16 protein-coding genes are annotated in these 19,106 nt (G+C 71.2%); 5 read left to right on the forward strand and 11 right to left on the reverse strand.

Going from position 1 to position 19,106, the window contains the following annotated elements; all coding sequences use genetic code 11:
* The 5 genes from CKO43_RS06305 to CKO43_RS06325 form a co-directional block, all read right to left on the reverse strand.
* The coding region (locus CKO43_RS06305; protein WP_200378173.1) for a glutaredoxin family protein at window positions 1–523 on the reverse strand (523 nt) is incomplete at its 3' end.
* Window positions 524–552: 29 nt separating this feature from the next.
* Window positions 553–2,571: a M3 family metallopeptidase gene (locus CKO43_RS06310; protein WP_200378174.1), complete on the reverse strand. Its 2,019-nt coding sequence runs from the start codon at window positions 2,569–2,571 to the stop codon at window positions 553–555.
* Window positions 2,568–3,419 (reverse strand): bifunctional methylenetetrahydrofolate dehydrogenase/methenyltetrahydrofolate cyclohydrolase FolD, encoded by an 852-nt coding sequence (gene folD, locus CKO43_RS06315; protein ID WP_200378175.1) that lies wholly within the window; start codon window positions 3,417–3,419, stop codon window positions 2,568–2,570. Before folD ends, CKO43_RS06310 begins: the two co-directional genes overlap by 4 nt.
* A gap of 74 nt (window positions 3,420–3,493) precedes the next feature.
* Window positions 3,494–4,117 (reverse strand): response regulator transcription factor, encoded by a 624-nt coding sequence (locus CKO43_RS06320; RefSeq protein WP_200225372.1) that lies wholly within the window; start codon window positions 4,115–4,117, stop codon window positions 3,494–3,496.
* Window positions 4,114–6,702 (reverse strand): PAS domain-containing sensor histidine kinase, encoded by a 2,589-nt coding sequence (locus CKO43_RS06325; protein WP_200225373.1) that lies wholly within the window; start codon window positions 6,700–6,702, stop codon window positions 4,114–4,116. Before CKO43_RS06325 ends, CKO43_RS06320 begins: the two co-directional genes overlap by 4 nt.
* A 168-nt stretch (window positions 6,703–6,870) precedes the next feature.
* Here CKO43_RS06325 and aceE point away from each other — a divergent pair, with 168 nt between their 5' ends.
* Genes aceE through lpdA form a run of 3 tightly spaced genes read left to right on the forward strand, consistent with a single transcriptional unit; the run spans window position 6,871 to window position 13,050 of the window.
* Window positions 6,871–9,573 (forward strand): pyruvate dehydrogenase (acetyl-transferring), homodimeric type, encoded by a 2,703-nt coding sequence (gene aceE, locus CKO43_RS06330; protein WP_200378176.1) that lies wholly within the window; start codon window positions 6,871–6,873, stop codon window positions 9,571–9,573.
* Between the two features lie 26 nt (window positions 9,574–9,599).
* Complete coding sequence (gene aceF, locus CKO43_RS06335; protein ID WP_200378177.1) at window positions 9,600–11,258, forward strand: dihydrolipoyllysine-residue acetyltransferase; 1,659 nt, start codon at window positions 9,600–9,602, stop codon at window positions 11,256–11,258.
* Between the two features lie 13 nt (window positions 11,259–11,271).
* Window positions 11,272–13,050: a dihydrolipoyl dehydrogenase gene (gene lpdA, locus CKO43_RS06340; protein ID WP_200378178.1), complete on the forward strand. Its 1,779-nt coding sequence runs from the start codon at window positions 11,272–11,274 to the stop codon at window positions 13,048–13,050.
* 97 nt (window positions 13,051–13,147) lie between these two features.
* Here lpdA and CKO43_RS06345 read toward each other — a convergent pair whose 3' ends face one another.
* Window positions 13,148–13,450, reverse strand: a complete 303-nt coding sequence (locus tag CKO43_RS06345) for a high-potential iron-sulfur protein (RefSeq protein WP_200225378.1) — start codon at window positions 13,448–13,450, stop codon at window positions 13,148–13,150.
* 258 nt (window positions 13,451–13,708) lie between these two features.
* Between CKO43_RS06345 and CKO43_RS06350 the strand changes: the two genes are divergently transcribed.
* Window positions 13,709–15,178, forward strand: coding sequence for an EAL domain-containing protein (locus CKO43_RS06350; protein WP_200225379.1), 1,470 nt, complete (start codon window positions 13,709–13,711; stop codon window positions 15,176–15,178).
* A gap of 43 nt (window positions 15,179–15,221) precedes the next feature.
* Complete coding sequence (locus CKO43_RS06355; protein ID WP_200378179.1) at window positions 15,222–15,701, forward strand: hypothetical protein; 480 nt, start codon at window positions 15,222–15,224, stop codon at window positions 15,699–15,701.
* On the opposite strand, the gene CKO43_RS06360 is transcribed toward CKO43_RS06355, so the two are convergent.
* From CKO43_RS06360 to CKO43_RS06380, 5 genes are read right to left on the reverse strand one after another with little or no spacing between them, the layout of a single operon-like run.
* On the reverse strand, window positions 15,702–17,816 hold the full coding sequence (locus tag CKO43_RS06360) for a heavy metal translocating P-type ATPase (RefSeq protein WP_200378180.1): 2,115 nt from the start codon (window positions 17,814–17,816) through the stop codon (window positions 15,702–15,704). It lies immediately after the preceding gene.
* On the reverse strand, window positions 17,813–18,178 hold the full coding sequence (locus CKO43_RS06365) for a hypothetical protein (protein WP_200225383.1): 366 nt from the start codon (window positions 18,176–18,178) through the stop codon (window positions 17,813–17,815). Before CKO43_RS06365 ends, CKO43_RS06360 begins: the two co-directional genes overlap by 4 nt.
* Window positions 18,162–18,473, reverse strand: coding sequence for a hypothetical protein (locus tag CKO43_RS06370; RefSeq protein WP_200225384.1), 312 nt, complete (start codon window positions 18,471–18,473; stop codon window positions 18,162–18,164). Before CKO43_RS06370 ends, CKO43_RS06365 begins: the two co-directional genes overlap by 17 nt.
* Complete coding sequence (locus tag CKO43_RS06375; protein ID WP_200378181.1) at window positions 18,470–18,682, reverse strand: hypothetical protein; 213 nt, start codon at window positions 18,680–18,682, stop codon at window positions 18,470–18,472. The genes CKO43_RS06370 and CKO43_RS06375 overlap by 4 nt, the downstream gene beginning before the upstream one ends.
* An 11-nt stretch (window positions 18,683–18,693) precedes the next feature.
* Window positions 18,694–19,068, reverse strand: a complete 375-nt coding sequence (locus tag CKO43_RS06380) for a hypothetical protein (RefSeq protein ID WP_200378182.1) — start codon at window positions 19,066–19,068, stop codon at window positions 18,694–18,696.
* Between the last annotated feature and the right edge of the window lie 38 nt (window positions 19,069–19,106).

Genomic DNA, 19,106 nt, shown 5'->3' on the forward strand with positions numbered 1-19,106 from the left:
GCGGTGACGCCGCTGGTCGAGTCGGCGCCGGCGGCTGCCAGCTGCGCGGCAGCTTCGACTCGCGCGGGTAGCCAGCGGCGTCCAGATACGAATTCCAGTCGGCCGGCGACAGGCCGCGCAGCACCTGCTGGCCGATCGTCAGCGCCGGCACGGTGCGCGCACCGGTCAGGCGCTCCAGCGCCAGCGTGTCGTCGTCGCCGCCGACGCGGCGCTCGCGATAAGGCACGCCGCGCTGCTGCAACAGCGTGCGCGCGGCATCGCAGGGCGCGCAGTCGGACGCGGTGTAGAGCTGCACCGGAAAACGCGCACTCGCCTGGCGCAGTTCCAGCGGCAGCGAGGCGTCGCCCAGCGGCGTGCTCTCGCCGTTGCGGCCGATGCTGGTGATGCGCGCGTTCGGCGCCGCCGGCGGCCGGTCGGTGTAGGTGACGCTGCCGTCGGGGCCTATCACCTTGTACAGCGCCCAGGCCGGCGCGGCTGCGGCGAGCAGCGCGGCGACGAGTGCGATCCGGTGCGGGCGGGACATGGTGGCAGCCAATCTAACGCAGCGCGCCCTCAGGCCATGCCCTGGTGGCGCAACAGCGCGTCCAGGCTGGGCTCGCGGCCGCGGAAGGCGACGAAGCTCTCGATCGCCGGGCGGCTGCCGCCAGCTTCGAGGATGCACTCGCGAAAGCGCCGCCCGGTGGCAGCGTCGAACACGCCCGCTTCCTCGAAGGCGCTGAAGGCGTCGGCTGACAGCACCTCGGCCCAGGCGTAGCTGTAGTAGCCGGCGGAATAGGCGCCGTCGAACAGATGGGTGAAGCTGTGCGGGAAGCGGTGCCACGGCGGCTGGTCCCAGACGCTGATCTCGCGTCGCACCTCGTCCAGCAGCTCGAGCACACGCGCCTGGGCGCCGGGCTCGGCGTGCAGCCGCATGTCGAACAGGCCGAACTCGGCGTGGCGCAGCATGCCCAGTCCGCTCTGGAAGTTCTTCGCCGCGACCATGCGCTCGTACAGCGCGCGCGGCAGCGGCTCACCGGTGTCGACGTGGGCCGACAGCTTGGCCAGTACCTCCCACTCCCAGGCGAAGTTCTCCAGGAACTGGCTCGGCAGTTCGACCGCGTCCCACTCGACGCCGCTGATGCCGGCGACCGCCAGTTCGTCGACCTGGGTCAGCATGTGGTGCAGGCCGTGGCCGAACTCGTGGAACAGCGTGACGACGTCGTCGTGCGACAGCAGCGCCGGCTTGCCACCGACCGGCGGCGCGAAGTTGCAGACCAGGTGCGCCAGCGGCCACTGCAGGCCGGCGCCATCGGGCCGCGCCCAGCGGCCGCGCGCGTCGTCCATCCAGGCGCCCGACTGCTTGCCGGAGCGCGCGTGCAGGTCGAGATAGAAGCCGGCGATCGTGCGGCCGCCGCGGCGCAGTTCGTGAAAACGCGCGTCGGGGTGCCAGGCCGGCGCCTCGACGGCGACGATCTCGACCTCGAACAGCGACTCGACCAGCCGGAACAGGCCGTCGAGCACACGCGGCTCGGTGAAGTACTGACGGACCTCGGCGTTGGAGAAGGCGAAGCGCGACTGCTTCAGGCGTTCGCTGGCGAAGCGCCGGTCCCAGGCCTCCAGCGGCACCAGGCCCAGTTCGCGCGCGGCGTAGTCCTCGAGTTCGGCCTTGTCGGTGAGCGCGAACGGGCGCGCGCGGCGCGCCAGGTCGCGCACGAACTCGGACACCTGCGCCGGCGTCTCGGCCATCTTGGGCACCAGCGAGACCTCGGCGTGGCTGGCCAGACCCAGCAGCTCGGCTTCTTCCTGGCGCAGCGCGACGAGTTCGGCGATCAGCGGGCCGTTGTCGAGTTCGGCCGGGCCGAACTCGCTGGCGCGCGTGGCGTCGGCGCGAAACAGCTGCTCGCGCACGGCGCGGTTCGTCGCGTACTGCAGCACCGGGTGCAGCACCGGATGGTGCAGCGTCAGCTTGTGGCCGTCGCGGCCTTCGGCGGCAGCGGCGGTGCGCGTGGCTTCGCGCACGTCGGCCGGCACGCCGTCGAGCTCGGCCTCGGACACGTAGAGCGCGAAGCCGTCGGTGGCGTCGAGCACGTGTTCGCCGAAGGCCTGCGAAAGCTCGGCCAGGCGCGCCTGGATCGTGGCGAAACGCGCGCGTGCCGCGCCTTCGAGCTCGGCGCCGCCGAGCACGAAATCGCGCAGCGCGTCGGCCAGCGCTTTACGGCGCGCCGGCGCCAGGGCGGCGGCCGTCGGGCTCGCGGCGACGGCCTTGTACTTGGCGTACAGGCGGGCGTCGGCGCCGAGCCGGGTCAGGAAGTCGGTGACACGCGGCAGTGCCTCGCCATACGCGGCACGCAGCGCGGGCGTGTCGGCGACGGCCTGCAGGTGGCCGACGGCGCTCCAGGCGCGGCGCAGGCGTTCGACCGGCACGTCCAGCGCCCGCGACAGCGCCTCGTAATCGGCCGGCACCGCGTCCGACACCGCGGCCTCGAGCGCGGCGTCGGCCTGGGCCAGCAGCGTGTCGACCGCGGGGACGACGTGTTCGGCCCGGATCTCGGCGAAACGCGGCAGGCCGGCGAAGTCGAGCAGCGGGTTCAACGCGCCAGCCCCTGGGCCTTTTCGGCCGCTTGCAGCGTGTTGACGAGCAGCATCGTGATCGTCATCGGGCCGACGCCGCCGGGCACCGGCGTGATCCAGCCGGCGACTTCGCGCACGCCGGCAAAGTCGACGTCGCCGCAGAGCTTGCCTTCGTCGTTGCGGTTCATGCCGACGTCGATGACGATCGCGCCGGGTTTGACCATCTCGGCGGTGACCGTGTTGCGCCGGCCGACCGCGGCGACGACGACGTCGGCCTGGCGCACGTGCCCGGCGAGGTCGGCGGTGGCGCTGTGGCAGACGGTGACGGTGGCGTTGGCCTGCAGCAGCAGCAGCGCCATCGGCTTGCCGACGGTGTTGCTGCGGCCGATGACGACGGCGTGTTTGCCCTTGAGGTTCTGGCCGGTGCTTTCGATCAGCTTCATGCAGCCGAAAGGCGTGCAGGGGCGCAGGCCCGGCAGGCCGCTGGCGAGTTCTCCGGCCGACTGCACCGAGAAGCCGTCGACGTCCTTGTCGGGCGAGATCGCGGCGATGACCTTCTGCGCGTCGATGTGTCTGGGCAGCGGCATCTGCACCAGGATGCCGTCGATCGCCGGGTCGGTGTTGAGCGCGGCGATGCGCGCCAACAGCGCGGCTTCGGCGAAGTCGGCGTCGTACTTCTCGAACACCGAGTGCAGGCCGCTTTCGGCACAGGCCTTGACCTTGTTGCGCACGTAGACGGCGCTGGCCGGGTCTTCGCCGACGAGGATCACCGCCAGGCCCGGGCGGCGGGGCAGGGCGGCGGCACGTGCGGCGACGTCGGCACGCAGGGTCTTGGACAGCGCGATGCCGTCGATCAGCTGGGCGGTCATTCTTCTTCAGGGCTCCACAAACGAGAAGGGCCGCCTCGTGAGCGGCCCCGCGGGACAGGGTCAGTCGTCCGGTATCAGGCCTTGCCGTGCGCGCCGAGCGCGATCTTCAGCAGGTCGGCCACGGTGTTGGCGTTCAGCTTTTCCATGATGTTGGCGCGGTGCGCCTCCACCGTCTTGATGCTGATGCCCAGGTCGTCGGCGATCTGCTTGTTCAGGCGGCCGGCGACGATGCGTTCGAGCACCTGCGATTCGCGCGTCGTCAGACGCGCCAGCAGCGCGTCGCGGCTGGCCTGCTCCTGGTGCTGGCTGAAGGCCTGACGCGCCTGGTCGAGCATGCGCTCGACCAGCGACACGAGTTCCTCTTCCTTGAAGGGCTTCTCGATGAAGTCCATCGCGCCCTTCTTCATCGTCGTCACCGCCATCGGCACGTCGCCGTGGCCGGTGATGAAGACGATGGGCAGCGGGCTTCTGCGTTCGAGCAGGCGGTCCTGCAACTCGAGGCCGCTCATGCCGTCCATGCGGATGTCGGCGATGAGGCAGGCCACTTCGCGCGGATCGAAACGCGCGAGGAAGGACTCGGCCGAGTCGAAACACTTGACCCGGTAGTCCTTGCCTTCCAGCAACCACTGCAGCGAATCGCGCACGGCCTCGTCGTCATCGACGACGTAGACGGTGCCCTTCTTGGGGATCAGGCTCATGTGGAGGTGACGGTGGGAGTGGAGGAAACCGCCGTACCGGCCTCGTCCCCGGCACCTGCCGCCTCGTGGCGCGCCGCGATGTCGACGGGCAAGGTGAACGCGAAACGGCAGCCGACGATGTGGTTTCCATTGTAGAGGTTCTGCGCCCTCATCCGACCCCGGTGCGACTCGATGATCGATCGGCAAAGGGACAGCCCGATGCCCAGGCCTTCGGCCTTGGTCGAGAAGAAGGCTTCGTACAGGCGGCCCAGCACTTCTTCCTTGATTCCGGGGCCCATGTCGGTGACGCTGAACTCGATGACGTCGCCTTCTTCCTGCGCGAAACGCGGCACCACCGACAGCTCGATGTGGCGCCGCGCCGGCGCCAGCCCGGCGCCGTCTATCGCCTCGGCCGCGTTCTTCAGCAGGTTCAGCAGCACCTGCTCGACGAGGATGGGGTCGCAGGACAGCGTCGGCAGGCGCTGGGCGACGTAGGTGTGGATCGCCACCTGGCGCCGGCGCAGTTCGATGCCGGCGAGGTCGACCGCGTCCTCGACGATCTGCAGCGCCTCGGACGGCTGGCGCTGCGGCTCGCTGCGTTTCACGAACGAGCGGATGCGGTGGATGATCTGCCCGGCTCGCTCCGCCTGGCGCGCGGTCTTCTGCAGCGCAGCGATCAGGTCGTCCTGGACGATGGTGCCGGCCTTCACGCGCGAGACCATGCCGTTGCAGTAGTTGGTGATCGCGGTCAGCGGCTGGTTCAGTTCGTGCGCGACCGAGGACGCCATCTCGCCCATCGTCACCAGCCGGCTCGTCACCTGCGCCTTCTCGGCCTGCATCGCCGCCTGCTCCTCGGCGCGGCGGCGGGCGCTGATGTCGGTGGCGATCAGCATCTGCGCCAGCCGGCCGTCGGTCCACTGCAGGTAGCGCGAGCGCACGTCGAACCACTTCTGCAGCGACTCGACGAAGACTTCGCGCGGGCTGGTGCCGGCCTCGGTCAGCTCCTGCGTCGGCAGGCCCGAGAGCTGGTCGACGTCGTCGTCGACCGCGGCCAGGAACTCGGCCGGCGCGGCGCCGCCGGTCAGCAGCGCGTGGCCGCGCGCGTCGCCGCCGAACCACAGCCGGTAGGAGCGGTTGGTGAACAGCAGCTCGCCCTGCTGCACCGACAGCACCGAGACCGAGGCGTCCAGCCCTTCGAGCACGGTGGTGAAACGTTCGTGCGAGGCCGAGAGCTGGTCGCGGATGCGCTTGGCCTCGGTGATGTTGGTCATCGAGGTCATCCAGCCGGTCTGCTGGCCCTTGGGGTCGATCAGCGGCGAGACGTACATGCGGGCGTCGAACACCAGCCCGTCCTTGCGCATCACCTTGACCTCGATGCCGCCGGACGGGCTGCGGCCCTGCAGTTCGAGCTGCAGGAAACGCCCGTTCTCCTCGATGCGGTCGGGCGGCCAGTAGGGGAAGGGCGGCAGCCGGCCTATGAGTTCGTGGTCGGTGAAGCCCGTCATCTGGCAGAAGGCCGCGTTCACGTAGGTCATGCGGCCTTCCAGGTCCATCGCGCGCATGCCGGTGGGCATGGAGTTCTCCATCGCGCGGCGGAAGTTGGTCTCCTGCACCAGCGCGCTCTGGATGCGCGCGCGGTGGCGCACGTGGCGCCAGGTGCCCAGCAGCATCCACACCGTGAGGCCCGACAGCGCGACCACCATCCAGAACAGCGTGTTGCTGACCAGGCCGGCCGAGCTGGGGAAACCCTGGCCGCGCAGCATCAGGCCGTTGAGCGCCGGCGTCAGCGGCGCGTCGCTGGCCAGCGGTTCGCGCTCGCCTGCGGCGTCTGGCAGCCGGGTGACGGTGCTGGCGAGCACGCTGCCGTACTGGTCGACGACCGAGATCATGTGCCGGCGCGCGACGTCCACCGGCACGAAGTTGCGCAGCAGCGTGTCCACCGAGTACTCGACGACGAGCGCGCCGGTGAAGCGGCCGCGGTCGATCAGCGGCATCTGCAGCTGGAAGTAGGCGGTGCCGACCTCGTCGACGAAGGCCCCCGAGTAGGTCGGCAGGCGCGTCGTGCGCGCGCTGTCGAAGGCGAGGGCGGCGGCACCGTTGCGGGCGGTCAGCGGCGCCAGCGGCGCCTGCGTGCCCGGCCGGCCCTCGCGCAGCGCCGGGTCGGGCGCATACAGGCTGGCGCGGTGGATCGCCCTGGGCATGCGGTCTGCCCCGACCCAGCTCACCTGGATGACCTCGGGGCGGTCCTTGGAGAAGCTCGCCGCCTGTTCGAGGAAACGCTCGGCCGCGGCGCCCTGTGTCCCGAGGTCGCGTGCCAGCGGCGTCAACTGCTCCTGGTTCTGGATCAGGCGCAGTCCGAGTTGCTGCTGGGTGAGTTCGGCGTCGCGTTTGATCGACTCGGTCTCACGCAGGATTTCCTCGTTGCGCAGATACCAGAAGGCCGAAATGATCGCCGCCAGGAACAGCAGCACCGACAGCAGCGGGCCGAGTGTCGCGAGGCGATCCTGGCGCGCTGGCGACAGGCCACGCCACCAACCGGAGAACGGGCGCCGGCGCGCCGGTGATGGCGGCGCATTGCCGGGCAGCGGAGAAGACGTCGGAGCCATCAGCCATTATCCCGAGCACCCGCCGGCTTGCGACCCGGCGCAAGCCCGGAGCACCCCGCGTGATTTTTATGAATTTCTCTATGTGAGAAGAGGCCGCACTATTCGGAATTTGAACGAGTTATGCCAAACTCGCGCCCGTTTCAGAACGACCCCCTGAAGGAGACAAGCATGTCCGCACAGCCGGATGCCCTGCCGGGCGACCCACGGGACCAAGACGCGCAGGAAACGCGCGAATGGCTGCAGGCTCTGTCCGCGGTCATCGCGAACGAAGGACCCGAGCGCGCGCACTACCTGCTCGACCAACTGATCGACGAAGCGCGCCGCGCCGGCGTCGGCATGCCGTTCTCGGCCAACACCGCCTACGTCAACACGATCCCGCCGCACGAGGAAGAGCGCAGCCCGGGCAACCTCGAGCTCGAAGGCCGGCTGCGCGCGGCGATGCGCTGGAACGCGATGGCGATGGTGGTCAAGGCCAACCGCCTGCACCCCGAGGACGGCGGTGACCTGGGCGGCCACATCAGCTCGTTCGCGTCGGTGGCGCACATGTTCGCCGCCGGCTTCAACCACTTCTGGCATGCCGCCACCGAAGACCACGGCGGCGACCTGCTCTACATCCAGGGCCACAGCGCGCCCGGCATCTACGCCCGCGCCTTCCTCGAAGGCCGGCTCTCTGAGGAGCAGCTGCTGAACTTCCGCCAGGAAGTCGGCGGCAAGGGCCTGTCGAGCTACCCGCATCCCAAGCTGATGCCCGAGTTCTGGCAGTTCCCGACCGTCAGCATGGGCCTGGGCCCGCTGATGGCGATCTACCAGGCGCGTTTCCTAAAGTACCTGCACGCGCGCGGCATCGCCGACACCTCCCAGCGCAAGGTCTGGGTCTTCTGCGGCGACGGCGAGATGGACGAGCCCGAGAGCACCGGCGCCATCGGCCTGGCCGCGCGCGAGAAGCTCGACAACCTGGTCTTCGTCGTCAACTGCAATCTGCAGCGCCTGGACGGCCCGGTGCGCGGCAACGGCAAGATCATCCAGGAGCTCGAGGGCGAGTTCCGCGGCTCGGGCTGGAACGTCATCAAGCTGATCTGGGGCAGCAACTGGGACCCGCTGCTGGCGCGCGACAAGGATGGGGCGCTGCGCCGCATCATGATGGACACGCTGGACGGCGACTACCAGGCCTTCAAGGCCAACGACGGCGCCTTCGTGCGCAAGCACTTCTTCGGCCGCGACCCGCGCACGCTGGAGATGGTGTCCAAGATGAGCGACAGCGACATCTGGCAGCTGCGCCGCGGCGGCCACGACGCGAACAAGGTCTACGCCGCCTTCCACCGCGCCAACTCGCACACCGGCCAGCCCACCGTCGTGCTCGTCAAGACCGTCAAGGGCTACGGCATGGGCAAGGCCGGCGAAGGCAAGAACACCGCGCACCAGGCCAAGAAGCTGAGCGACGAGGACATCCGCTACTTCCGCGACCGCTTCAACGTGCCGATCCCCGACAGCGAGCTGGCGCAGATCCCGTTCTACAAGCCGGCCGACGACACGCCGGAGATGCGCTACCTGCACGAACGCCGCGAGAAGCTGGGCGGCTACCTGCCGCAGCGCCGGCCCAAGGCCGACGAGCAGTTCACGGTGCCGCCTATCGAGACCTTCAAGGCGGTGCTCGAAGCCACCGCCGAAGGCCGCGAGATCAGCACCACCCAGGCCTATGTGCGCTTCCTGACGCAGCTGCTGCGCGACCAGGCGCTGGGCCCGCGTGTCGTGCCCATCCTCGTCGACGAGGCGCGCACCTTCGGCATGGAAGGCCTGTTCCGCCAGATCGGCATCTACAACCCCGAAGGCCAGAAGTACACGCCGGTCGACCGCGACCAGGTCATGTACTACCGCGAGGACAAGGCCGGGCAGATCCTGCAGGAAGGCATCAACGAACCCGGCGGCATGGCGAGCTGGATCGCCGCGGCGACGTCCTATGCGACGAACAATCGCATCATGGTGCCGTTCTACGTCTACTACTCGATGTTCGGCTTCCAGCGCATCGGCGACCTGGCCTGGGCCGCTGGCGACATGCAGGCGCGCGGCTTCCTGCTCGGCGGCACCTCCGGGCGCACGACGCTCAACGGCGAGGGCCTGCAGCACGAGGACGGCCACAGCCACATCCTGGCCGGCACGATCCCGAACTGCGTCAGCTACGACCCCACGTTCGCGCACGAGGTCGGCGTCATCCTGCACCATGGCCTGAAGCGCATGGTCGAGCGCCAGGAGAACGTGTTCTTCTACGTCACGCTGCTCAACGAGAACTACCCGATGCCGGGGCTCAAGGCCGGCACCGAGGAGCAGATCATCAAGGGCCTGTACCTGCTGGAGCCGGGCCCCGAGCACGCGCCCAAGGTCAACCTGCTGGGCAGCGGCACCATCCTGCGCGAGGCCCAGGCCGCGCGCGACCTGCTGGCCGCCGACTGGGGCGTGTCGGCCAACGTCTGGAGCGCGCCCAGCTTCAACGAGCTGACGCGCGACGGCCAGGACTGCGAGCGCTGGAACCTGCTGAACCCGACGGCCGAGGCGCGTGTGCCCTACGTCGCGCAGCAACTGGGCGCGCACGCCGGGCCGGTGGTGGCCTCGACCGACTACATGAAGAACTACGCCGAGCAGATCCGCCCCTTCCTGCCCAAGGGCCGCGTCTACAAGGTGCTGGGCACCGACGGCTTCGGCCGCAGCGACTTCCGCAGCAGCCTGCGCGCGCACTTCGAGGTCGACCGCCACTACATCGTGGTCGCGGCACTGAAGGCGCTGGCCGAGGAGGGCAGCATCCCGGCGGTCAAGGTCGCCGAGGCGATCACGAAGTACGGTATCGACCCGGCCAAGGCGAACCCGCTGTACGCCTGAAGACCTGACAACGACGGAGATAACCCATGGCGGTGGTGGAACTGAAGGTCCCGGACATCGGCGACTTCAAGGATGTGGAGGTCATCGAGCTGCTGGTCAAGGCGGGCGACACGGTCGCGCTCGACCAGTCGCTGCTGACGGTCGAGTCGGACAAGGCCTCGATGGAGATCCCGGCCGAACGTGCCGGCGTGCTGCGTGAGCTGAAGGTGCAGCTGGGCGACAAGGTCGCCCAGGGCAGCGTCATCGCGCTGATCGAGGTGGCTGAAGCGGACGCGACGCCCGCGCCCGCGACGGCGCCTGCGCCAGCGGCGCCCGCGCCGGCTCCGGCTGCTGCCGCGCCAGCGGCTCCGGCTCCGGCGTCGGCCGCCGGCCCGGTCGAGGTGCTGGTGCCCGACATCGGTGACTTCGCCGAAGTGACGGTGATCGAGGTCTTCGTCAAGCCCGGCGACACGGTCAAGGCCGAGCAGAGCCTGATCACGGTCGAGAGCGACAAGGCGTCGATGGAGATCCCGTCCTCGCACGCCGGTGTCGTGCGCGAGCTGAAGGTCAAGCTGGGCGACAAGGTCGCGCGCGGTTCGCTGATCGCGCTGCTCGATGCTGCCGTCGGTGCCGCACCGGCCGCTGCGGCGGCACCCGCCGCGCCCGTGGCGCCCGTGCCTGCGCCGGCCGTCCCGGCTCCGGCGGGTGTGGCTGCACCCGCACCCGCCACGCTCCCGGCACACGACCCGACGGCCCCGGTCTCGGCGTCGCTGCCGCACGCCTCGCCGTCGATCCGGCGCCTGGCGCGTGAACTCGGCGTGCCGCTGGACGAGGTCAAGGGCAGCGGCCCCAAGGGCCGCATCACCCAGGAAGACCTGCAGGGCTTCGTCAAGGGCGTGATGGCCGGCCAGACGCAGACCGCGGCGCAGAAGGCCAAGGCGCCGGCCGCGCCGGCTGCCGGCGGCAGCACGCTGCCCGGGCTGCTGCCCTGGCCGCAGGTCGACTTCGCCAAGTTCGGCCCGGTCGAGCGCAAGAGCCTGTCGCGCATCAAGAAGATCAGCGGCGCCAACCTGCATCGCAACTGGGTGCTGATCCCGCACGTCACCAACCACGAAGATGCCGACATCACCGAGCTGGAGGCCTTGCGCGTCCAGCTGAACAAGGAGAACGAGAAGGCCGGCGTCAAGGTGACGATGCTCGCCTTCCTGATCAAGGCCTGCGCCGCGGCGCTCAGGCAGTTCCCCGAGTTCAACGCTTCGCTCGACGGCGACGAGCTGGTGTTCAAGCAGTACGTGCACATCGGTTTTGCTGCCGACACGCCCAACGGCCTGGTCGTGCCGGTGATCCGCGACGCCGACACCAAGGGCATCCTGCAGCTCAGCCGCGAGATGGCCGAGCTGGCGAAGAAGGCGCGCGACGGCAAGCTGACGCCGGCCGAGATGTCCGGCGGCTGCTTCTCGATCAGCTCGCTGGGCGGCATCGGCGGCACCTACTTCACGCCGATCATCAACGCGCCCGAGGTCGCGATCCTGGGCGTGTGCCGCAGCACGACGCGGCCGCTGTGGGACGGCGAGAAGTTCGTGCCGCGCCTGGTGCTGCCGCTGTCGCTGAGCTGGGACCACCGCGTCATCGACGGTGCCGCAGCCGCGCGTTTCAACGCCTTCCTGGCGGCGGTGCTGGCGGACTTCCGCCGCGTGCTGCTCTGAGCGGGGGAACACGATGGCTGTCATCGAGATCCAGGTTCCCGACATCGGCGACTTCCCCGAAGTCGGCGTCATCGAAGTGCTGGTCGCCGTCGGCGACACGATCAAGGCCGAGCAGAGCCTGATCACCGTCGAGAGCGACAAGGCGTCGATGGAGATCCCGTCGCCGCACGCCGGCGTCGTGCGCAGCATCGCCGTCCAGGTCGGCGACAAGGTGCGCCAGGGTTCGGTGCTGGCCAGCATCGAAACCGCCGAGGCCGCGGCGCCGCCGCCGGCCGCAGCGGCGCCCGCGCCGGCGGCGACACCTGCTACACCCGCTACACCCGCGGCACCCGCACCCGCGGCACCGGCCGCAGCCGCCAAGCCGGCGGCCGCGTCCGGCGCTGGCTACGACTGCGACCTGCTGGTGCTGGGCGGCGGCCCGGGCGGCTATTCGGCCGCGTTCCGCGCCGCCGACCTGGGGCTCAAGGTCGTGCTCGTGGAGCGCTACCCGACGCTGGGCGGTGTCTGCCTGAACGTCGGCTGCATCCCGAGCAAGGCGCTGCTGCACGTCGCCGCCGTCATCGACGAAGCCGCGCATCTGGCGGCGGCCGGCGTCAGCTTCGGCGCACCCCAGGTCGACCTGGACCGCTTGCGCGCACACAAGGAAAAGGTCGTCTCCAAGCTGACCGGCGGCCTGGCCGCGATGGCGCGCATGCGCAAGGTCACGGTGGTGCAGGGCGTCGGCCGCTTTGCCGGCCCGCACGAGCTGGCGGTTCAGGGCGACGGCGGCGCGCAGACGATCCGCTTCGCCCAGGCGGTCATCGCCGCCGGCTCCGAAGCGGTGAAGCTGCCCTTCCTGCCCGACGACGAGCGCATCGTCACCTCCACCGGCGCGCTGCAGCTGCGCCAGCGGCCACAGAAGATGCTGGTCATCGGCGGCGGCATCATCGGCCTGGAGATGGGCACGGTGTACTCGACGCTGGGCGCACGCCTGGACGTGGTCGAGATGCTCGACGGCCTGATGGCCGGCGCCGACCGCGACCTGGTCAAGGTCTGGCAGAAGATGAACGCGCCGCGTTTCGACCGCCTGATGCTGAAGACCAGGACAGTGGGCGCCGAAGCCACCGCCGACGGCATCCGCGTGCAGTTCGAGGCGGCCGACGGCACGCGCAGCGACGGCGTCTACGACCTCGTGCTGCAGGCGGTCGGCCGGCGTCCGAACGGGCGTGCGATCGGTGCCGAACACGCTGGCGTCACGGTCGACGAACGCGGTTTCATCCCGGTGGACGTGCAGATGCGCAGCAACGTGCCGCACATCTTCGCCATCGGCGACCTGGTCGGCCAGCCGATGCTGGCGCACAAGGCGGTGCACGAGGGCCACGTCGCGGCCGAGGTTGCCGCTGGCGACGACAAGGCGCGTTTCGACGCCCGTGTGATCCCGGGTGTCGCCTACACCGACCCCGAGGTCGCCTGGGTCGGCCTGACCGAGGACGACGCCAAGGCGCGCGGCGTCGCGGTCAAGAAGGGCCTGTTCCCGTGGTCGGCCTCGGGCCGCGCGATCGCCAACGGCCGCGACGAAGGCTTCACCAAGCTGCTGTTCGACGCCCAGACGCACCGCATCCTGGGCGGCGGCATCGTCGGCACGCATGCCGGCGACATGATCGGCGAGATCGCGCTGGCCATCGAGATGGGGGCCGACGAGGTCGACATCGGCCGCACGATCCACCCGCATCCGACGCTGGGCGAGTCGATCGGCCTGGCGGCCGAAGCGGCGCACGGCAGCTGCACCGACCTGCCGCCGCCGCGGCGCTGAAGGCGCGCTCGCGGCCAAATAGAAAGAGGGCTCCCGCGGGAGCCCTCTCGGTTTTGAAAACCCGGTCCGCGTCGGTGGCGCGGACCTCAGGGTTTCCTCAGGCCTTCTTGGCCCAGGCGCTGCACCAGCCCTTGTTCGCCACTTGCTTGCCGGCGAACAGCGGGCAGTTGCCGACGGCGTCCGTCGGCTTGCCCTGGAACAGGGCGCAGTTGCCGCAATGCGAGCCGGCGACGAACTGCTTGTACTTCGCCTTGTCGGCCTTGGCAGCGTCAGCGACGTAGCCCAGGGCGACGGCTTGCGGATCCTTCTCGTCAACCGGGGCGGCCATGGCACTGCGGCCAGTGAACAGCGCGGCGCCGGCCAACGGGACGATCTGGATGAATTCACGACGAGAGGTCATTCGCGGGTCTCCGAAAGGAAAGTCAATGCGGGTCGCCCGTCGCGTCGACGCGCGTCTGGGCTAACACCATGACGTTAACGCAACAGGAGGCCATTCGGCTGACTTAGATCGTGTCCAGAACGTCTTTGCGTCGCGAATGGGCGTCAAATGCCGCCAACTCACGCGAATACGAATAGTTCGCAATTGCATATGAATTGCAATGGACGCGTTGGTGTCGTCCCGCTCAAGTCGGGCGGGCGCGTGGACGATGGTGCTGGCATGCTCGCTGCCATGGTGCTGTCGGCCGATGCCGTCGCGCCGTTTTCCGGGATCCTCTTGCCGCCACTGCCCGACTTCCTTCCTGAGGCGCTGCGCCGACGGCTCCGCGCCTGGTACGCCGCCCGACGTCCCGGCGGGCGCGAGCCTGCCGCCAAGCCGCCCGCGCTGCCGCCGCCGTTGCGGGCACCGGCGCAGGAGCCGCTCGCGCGCCGCCTCGACGAGGTCAGGCGCCAGGCAGACCGTGTCGAAGCGCTGCGCCGCGAGGCGCACAGCGACCCGGTCTCGGGCCTGCCCAACCGGCGTCACTTCCTCGGCCGGCTCGGCAGCATGCTCGGCCAGGGCGCGGCACCCGAGCGTTCGCTGCTGCTGCTGCGCGCCCTCAATCTGCAGGCGCAGCGGCTGCAGATCGGCGAGGACGCCGTCGAGCGCCGCCTGGCGCTGATCGGCGAGGCGCTGGACGCATATCCGCAGCACGTGCCCGGGGCTTTCGCCGGGCGCCTCAACGACAGCGACTTCGCCTTGTGCCTGCCCGCCGTCGGCATCGCCGCCGAGACCGCGGCGACGCTGCTGGAGGCCTTGCGCGCGACGCCGGCGGCCGGGCCGGGCGGCATCGAGATCGTCGTCGGCGGCGTCGACGGCCTGCAGGGCGATTCGCCCGGCGAGGCGCTCGCGGCGGCCGACCAGGCGCTGGCGCGCGCCGAGGCCGGCGGGCCGTTCTGCATCGAGATCCACGCTCCCGGCGAAGCCGCGTTCGGCGAGCAGGCCTGGCGCACCCGCATCGCCGAGGCGCTGCAGGACGGCCGCGCCCGGCTCGGCGAGTTCGCCGTCGTCGGCCCCGACCGGCGCCTGCGCCATCTGGAGTGCCCGCTGCGCCTGCAGCTCGAGGTCGGCGGGCCGTACTGCGAAGCCCAGCGCTGGCTGGCGATGGCGACGCGTTCGCGCCTGCTGCCGCGTGTGGACCTGCTGGCGCTGGAACTGGCGCTGCTCGCCATCGTGCGCGACGGGCGTGAGCGCTGCGTGCACGTCGGTGCGCTGTCGCTGCTGACGCCGGGTTTCGTCGGCGAGGTGCGCCAGCGCCTGGCGTCCCAGCCCGAGGCCGCGGCGCGGCTGCTGATCGACGTCAGCGAGGGTGCCTGGCTGGACCGTGCGCTGCCACGGCTGAAGGAAGCCGGCCTGGCCTGGCGCCGCCACGGCGTGCGCCTGGGGGTCGAACATGCCGGCGCGTCCATGCATGCCTTGTCGCGGCTGGCCGGCGTCGGCCTGGACCACGTGCGGGTCGAGGCGCGTTTCGTGCGCGGTGTCGCGGCCGAGCCGCGTGTGCACGCCTTTGCCGTCGGGCTGGTCGAGCTGGTGCACGGCATGAAGCTGCAGCTGGTCGCCGAGGGGGTGGACGACGAAGGCGATGCCGAGACCCTGTTCGCGATCGGTTTCGACGCCGCCACCGGCCCGGCGCTGCGCATCGCCGCTTGATCCAGCGCCGGCCGCCGGCCCGCAGGACGCGCTACAAATGCCCATGAACGCACGAGCCTGCCGCCTTTCGCCACCCATCGTCGCGTCGGTCCCCGGTCGCATGCGGCTGCGCGACGCCCGGCTGCGCAGCGCCGCGGTGGCCGACGCCGTCGGCGCCACGCTGCAGACCTTGCCGGGCTGCCGCTCGCTGCGCACCAATCCGGGCGCGGCGAGCCTGGTGCTCGACTACGACGCCAGTCTCTGCGACGAGGCAGCGATGCGTCGCGCGGTGCTCGACGCCGTGGCGCCGTGGTTCGGTGCTGCCGCCGCGGCGCCTGCGGCCGTGGCGACGCCGACGCGCCGCCCGCTTTCACGCAAACGCCGCGTCAACCGCTGGGCCAAGTACGGGATGATGGCCACGCTGGGCAGCTCGCTCGCCGCCGCCGCTGCCGGCGCCCGCGGCGTGCACGTGCTCACCGGGGCCGCCTTCCTCGGCTTCCTCGGCGTGCACGTGGTCGGCTACCGGCGCACGCTGCTGCGCTGATCAGCCGGCCTTGCGCCGCCGGGCGGGGCGCGGCAGCCCGCCGCCGGCCAGCGCACGCAGCAGGATCGCGATCGTGCTGCCGTTGTGCAGCAGCGAGGCGCTGACGGGGCTCAGCACACCGAGCGCCGCGGCGCCGAGGATGCTGGTGTTCAGCACCATCGTCAGGCGGAAGTTCGAGTCGATCAGCTGCCTTGTCGCCAGCGCCAGCGCCTTGGCATCGGCGACGCGCGCGATGTTGTCTTCCAGCAGCACGACGTCGGCGGCCAGGCGCGCGACGTCGGCTCCGCGGTGCATCGCGATGCCGACGTGGGCGCCGCTGAGCGCCGGTGCGTCGTTGACGCCGTCGCCGACAAAGGCGATGCGGCTGCCGTCGGCCGCCAGTTCGTGCAGCACCGCGGCTTTGTCCTCGGGCAGCAGGCCGGCGTGGAAGGCATCCAGCCCCAGTTCATCGGCCATCGCGCGGGCGCGTTCGGGGGTGTCGCCGGTCAGCATGACGATGCGGCGCACGCCCAGAGTGCGCAGCCGGGCGACGGTCGCGGCGCTGTCCGCGCGCAGGCGGTCGCGCAGCGCCAGCACGCCGACCAGGCGCCCGCCCCAGCCGATGTAGAGCAGCGTCTTGCCGGCCGCCTGCAGGCCGGCGATGCGGTCCTCGTGCGGGCCGAGCGTGATGCCTTCGTCGTCCTCGACGAAATGGCGCGAGCCGACGACGACACGTTTGCCCTGCACGACGCTGGCGACACCGTGGGCGACGATGAACTCGACCTCGGCGTGTTCGAAGTGGCGCGGCGCCGCCAGCCGCTGCGCCGCCGCGACCACCGCCAGCGCCATCGGATGGAAATAGTGCTCCTCGACCGAGGCCGCCAGGTTCAGCAGGTCCTCGGCGGTGAAGGCCGGGTCGAGCGCGACCGAGTCCGTCACCAGCAGCGAGCCCTCGGTCAGCGTGCCGGTCTTGTCGAAGACGAAGGTGTCGGCCGCCGCCAGGCGTTCGAGCGCGCGGGCGCCCTTGACCAGCATGCCGGCGCGCCCGGCCGCGGCCATCGAGGACTTGAACGCGACCGGGGTCGCCAGCTTCAGCGCGCAGGAGTAGTCGGCCTGCAGCACCGCGGCGACGCGGCGCCAGTCGCCCGACAGCGCCCAGGTGCCGCCGGCCAGCCCCAGCACCATCGGCACCAGCCGGTCGGCCAGGCGCGCAGCCTCGAGCTGGGTCTGGCCCTTGGCCTGCAGCGATTGGGCGACGAAGTCGGCGATGCGGGCCGCCGCCGCCTGGCGCCCGACGCGTTCGGCATAGACGCGCAGCCGGCCTTCCTCGAGCAGCGTGCCCGAGAGCACACGGTCGCCGCGCCGGCGCGCCACCGGCACGCTCTCGCCGGTCATCGTCGCCTCGTTGACCAGGGCTTCGCCGCCGAGCACGGTGCCGTCCACCGGCACCACGCTGCCGGTGGCGACGATGACGGTGTCGCCGACCTCGACGGCGTCGGCGGCGATGCGCTGCTCCTGGCCCTCGCGTTCGACCCAGACCTGGTCGTCGGCCGGGCGCAGCAGCTGGCGCAGCAGCGCGTCGGAGCGGCGCTCGATCGAGTGTTCGAGGTACTCGCCCAGCGCCAGCAGGAAGGCGGTGGTGTTGGCGGCGAGGTGGTCGCCGCGGCCGATCGAGATCGCGACCGCGGTCGCTTCCAGCACGTGCGAGGTGATGCCGGTGCGCAGGAAGTCCTCGAGCGCGGCACCGAAGAGCGGCAGCGCGTTGGCGGCCGAGACCGGGCTGCGCAGGGCCAGCGGCAGCGTGCTGCCGGCCAGCAGCGTCGCGCCGGCGGCGGCGACGCCGACTAGGCTGGGCGCGCCCTCGGCCGCGGCCCCCGCTGCCGCGGTTGGTGGGGGCAGGGCACGCAGTTCGGCGGCCAGCGTCGCGGCGTCGGTGAGTGCGGCGTCGTAGGCGATGGCGAGCGAACGCGCCGCGGCGTTGATGCGCACGCTGCGCACGCCGCGCAGCGCTTCGGCGCCGCGTTGCAGCGAACGCGGGTCACGCGAGCTGCCGGGCGCGCAGCGGTAGCGCCAGCGCACCCGGCCGGCGCAGGCGTGCACCGGCTCCAGCGCCAGCAGCCAGGGCGCGGGTGTCACGGCGCGCCGTGCTGCTCCGCGTCCATCTCGGCCCGGATGTCGGCGACCTGTTCCTTCAGCTCCTCGAAACCGCCTGCCAGCCCGGTGTAGAGCTTCATGCCGGCCTTGACGAGCGCGGCGCGGCGTTCGTCGTCGCCCAGCAGCCAGGCGCCGCCGGCGCCGATCGCCAGGCCGACCAGGAACTGCTGCTGCGCGCTCATGCCGCGCAGCCAGGCCGGCATCAGACCGGACGCGGCGCCGTTGCCGGCGGCGTTCCAGCCCGCCGGCGGGCCGCCGGCCGCCATCCACGGCGGCGCGCCGGCGCCACCGCCTTCGCTCCAGGCGCGGCAGGCCTTGCGCAACTTCTTAGCTTTCTTGCCCATGGGCGCGGTTCTCCTCGGTGCCGGACGTTTCGCCCAGCAGGTTCTCGATCAGGTAGACGGCCGCGGCGCCGGCGGCCACCGCCGCCAGCGCGCCGACGATGCGGCCGTTGCGCAGCGAAGCCGCGGCCTGGGTGCCGGCGGTCAGCGCGGCGCCGCCCTGCAGCGCATGGCGCAGGACCCGGCGCGGCGACGGCCGGGCGCGGTCCTGGAAAGCCGACAGACAGCCGGCGGCGACGCAGCCGCGCGTGAAGCTGCCGTCGGCCACGGCGGCCAGGGCTTTGCGGCGTTTGCTCATGGCGCGGGCTTGCGCGCCGTCTTGCGCGGTGCGCGGCGTGCCCGGGGTGGCGGTGCCGGCGCGGCCTCCGGTTCAGCCGCTGCGGGCGCTTCGGCCGCCGCGGGCGGGTTGGCCGCGGCCGGCGGCGCGGTATCGGCGCGGCGCTGCAGCCAGCGCAGCGCGACGGCGCCGACGGCGATGCCGGCGGCGAACGGGACCAGATGCAGCATCTGCTATCTCCTCAGGCGTGAGCGCCGGAACACGCCGGCGCGGCGGGCGGGACGGTGTCCTCGAACAGGGCCAGCGCCTGGCGCAGCAGCGCTTCGAGCGCCCGCGCATCGGCGTCGTCGCGACCCTCGATCAGCGCGCTCCAGCCCTGCGGCGGCACGCGTGCCGGGTCGTAGAACACGGTGCAGCTGAGCGCGAGCGCATTCAGCTCCACCGAGTGCACGCCCGGCAGGCGTTCGACGATCCGGTGCAGCGGCGGCAGCGGCCGCTCCAGGCGCGGCAGACGGGCCAGCGCACGGTCGTCGAGCTTCAGGCGGATGCGGCCGGGCAGGTGGTGGGCGATGCGCACCGAGCGCAGCAGCGGTCGCAGTTCCTCGAACGATGTCATCAATCCACGCGTGGCATCTTGGCGCCGGGTGGCGCAGC

This window comes from Rubrivivax gelatinosus (assembly GCF_016583785.1).
GTDB classification, from domain to species: Bacteria; Pseudomonadota; Gammaproteobacteria; order Burkholderiales; family Burkholderiaceae_C; genus Rubrivivax; species Rubrivivax gelatinosus_B.

What these genes read in the sequence shown, in the direction of transcription:
- folD (WP_200378175.1), bottom strand. Translation starts at nt 3,419, where the DNA reads ATGACCGCCCAGCTGATCGACGGCATCGCGCTGTCCAAGACCCTGCGT.
- CKO43_RS06320 (WP_200225372.1), bottom strand. Translation starts at nt 4,117, where the DNA reads ATGAGCCTGATCCCCAAGAAGGGCACCGTCTACGTCGTCGATGACGAC.
- CKO43_RS06325 (WP_200225373.1), bottom strand. Translation starts at nt 6,702, where the DNA reads ATGGCTCCGACGTCTTCTCCGCTGCCCGGCAATGCGCCGCCATCACCG.
- aceE (WP_200378176.1), top strand. Translation starts at nt 6,871, where the DNA reads ATGTCCGCACAGCCGGATGCCCTGCCGGGCGACCCACGGGACCAAGAC.
- aceF (WP_200378177.1), top strand. Translation starts at nt 9,600, where the DNA reads ATGGCGGTGGTGGAACTGAAGGTCCCGGACATCGGCGACTTCAAGGAT.
- lpdA (WP_200378178.1), top strand. Translation starts at nt 11,272, where the DNA reads ATGGCTGTCATCGAGATCCAGGTTCCCGACATCGGCGACTTCCCCGAA.
- CKO43_RS06345 (WP_200225378.1), bottom strand. Translation starts at nt 13,450, where the DNA reads ATGACCTCTCGTCGTGAATTCATCCAGATCGTCCCGTTGGCCGGCGCC.
- CKO43_RS06350 (WP_200225379.1), top strand. Translation starts at nt 13,709, where the DNA reads ATGCTCGCTGCCATGGTGCTGTCGGCCGATGCCGTCGCGCCGTTTTCC.
- CKO43_RS06355 (WP_200378179.1), top strand. Translation starts at nt 15,222, where the DNA reads ATGAACGCACGAGCCTGCCGCCTTTCGCCACCCATCGTCGCGTCGGTC.
- CKO43_RS06365 (WP_200225383.1), bottom strand. Translation starts at nt 18,178, where the DNA reads ATGGGCAAGAAAGCTAAGAAGTTGCGCAAGGCCTGCCGCGCCTGGAGC.
- CKO43_RS06370 (WP_200225384.1), bottom strand. Translation starts at nt 18,473, where the DNA reads ATGAGCAAACGCCGCAAAGCCCTGGCCGCCGTGGCCGACGGCAGCTTC.
- CKO43_RS06375 (WP_200378181.1), bottom strand. Translation starts at nt 18,682, where the DNA reads ATGCTGCATCTGGTCCCGTTCGCCGCCGGCATCGCCGTCGGCGCCGTC.
- CKO43_RS06380 (WP_200378182.1), bottom strand. Translation starts at nt 19,068, where the DNA reads ATGACATCGTTCGAGGAACTGCGACCGCTGCTGCGCTCGGTGCGCATC.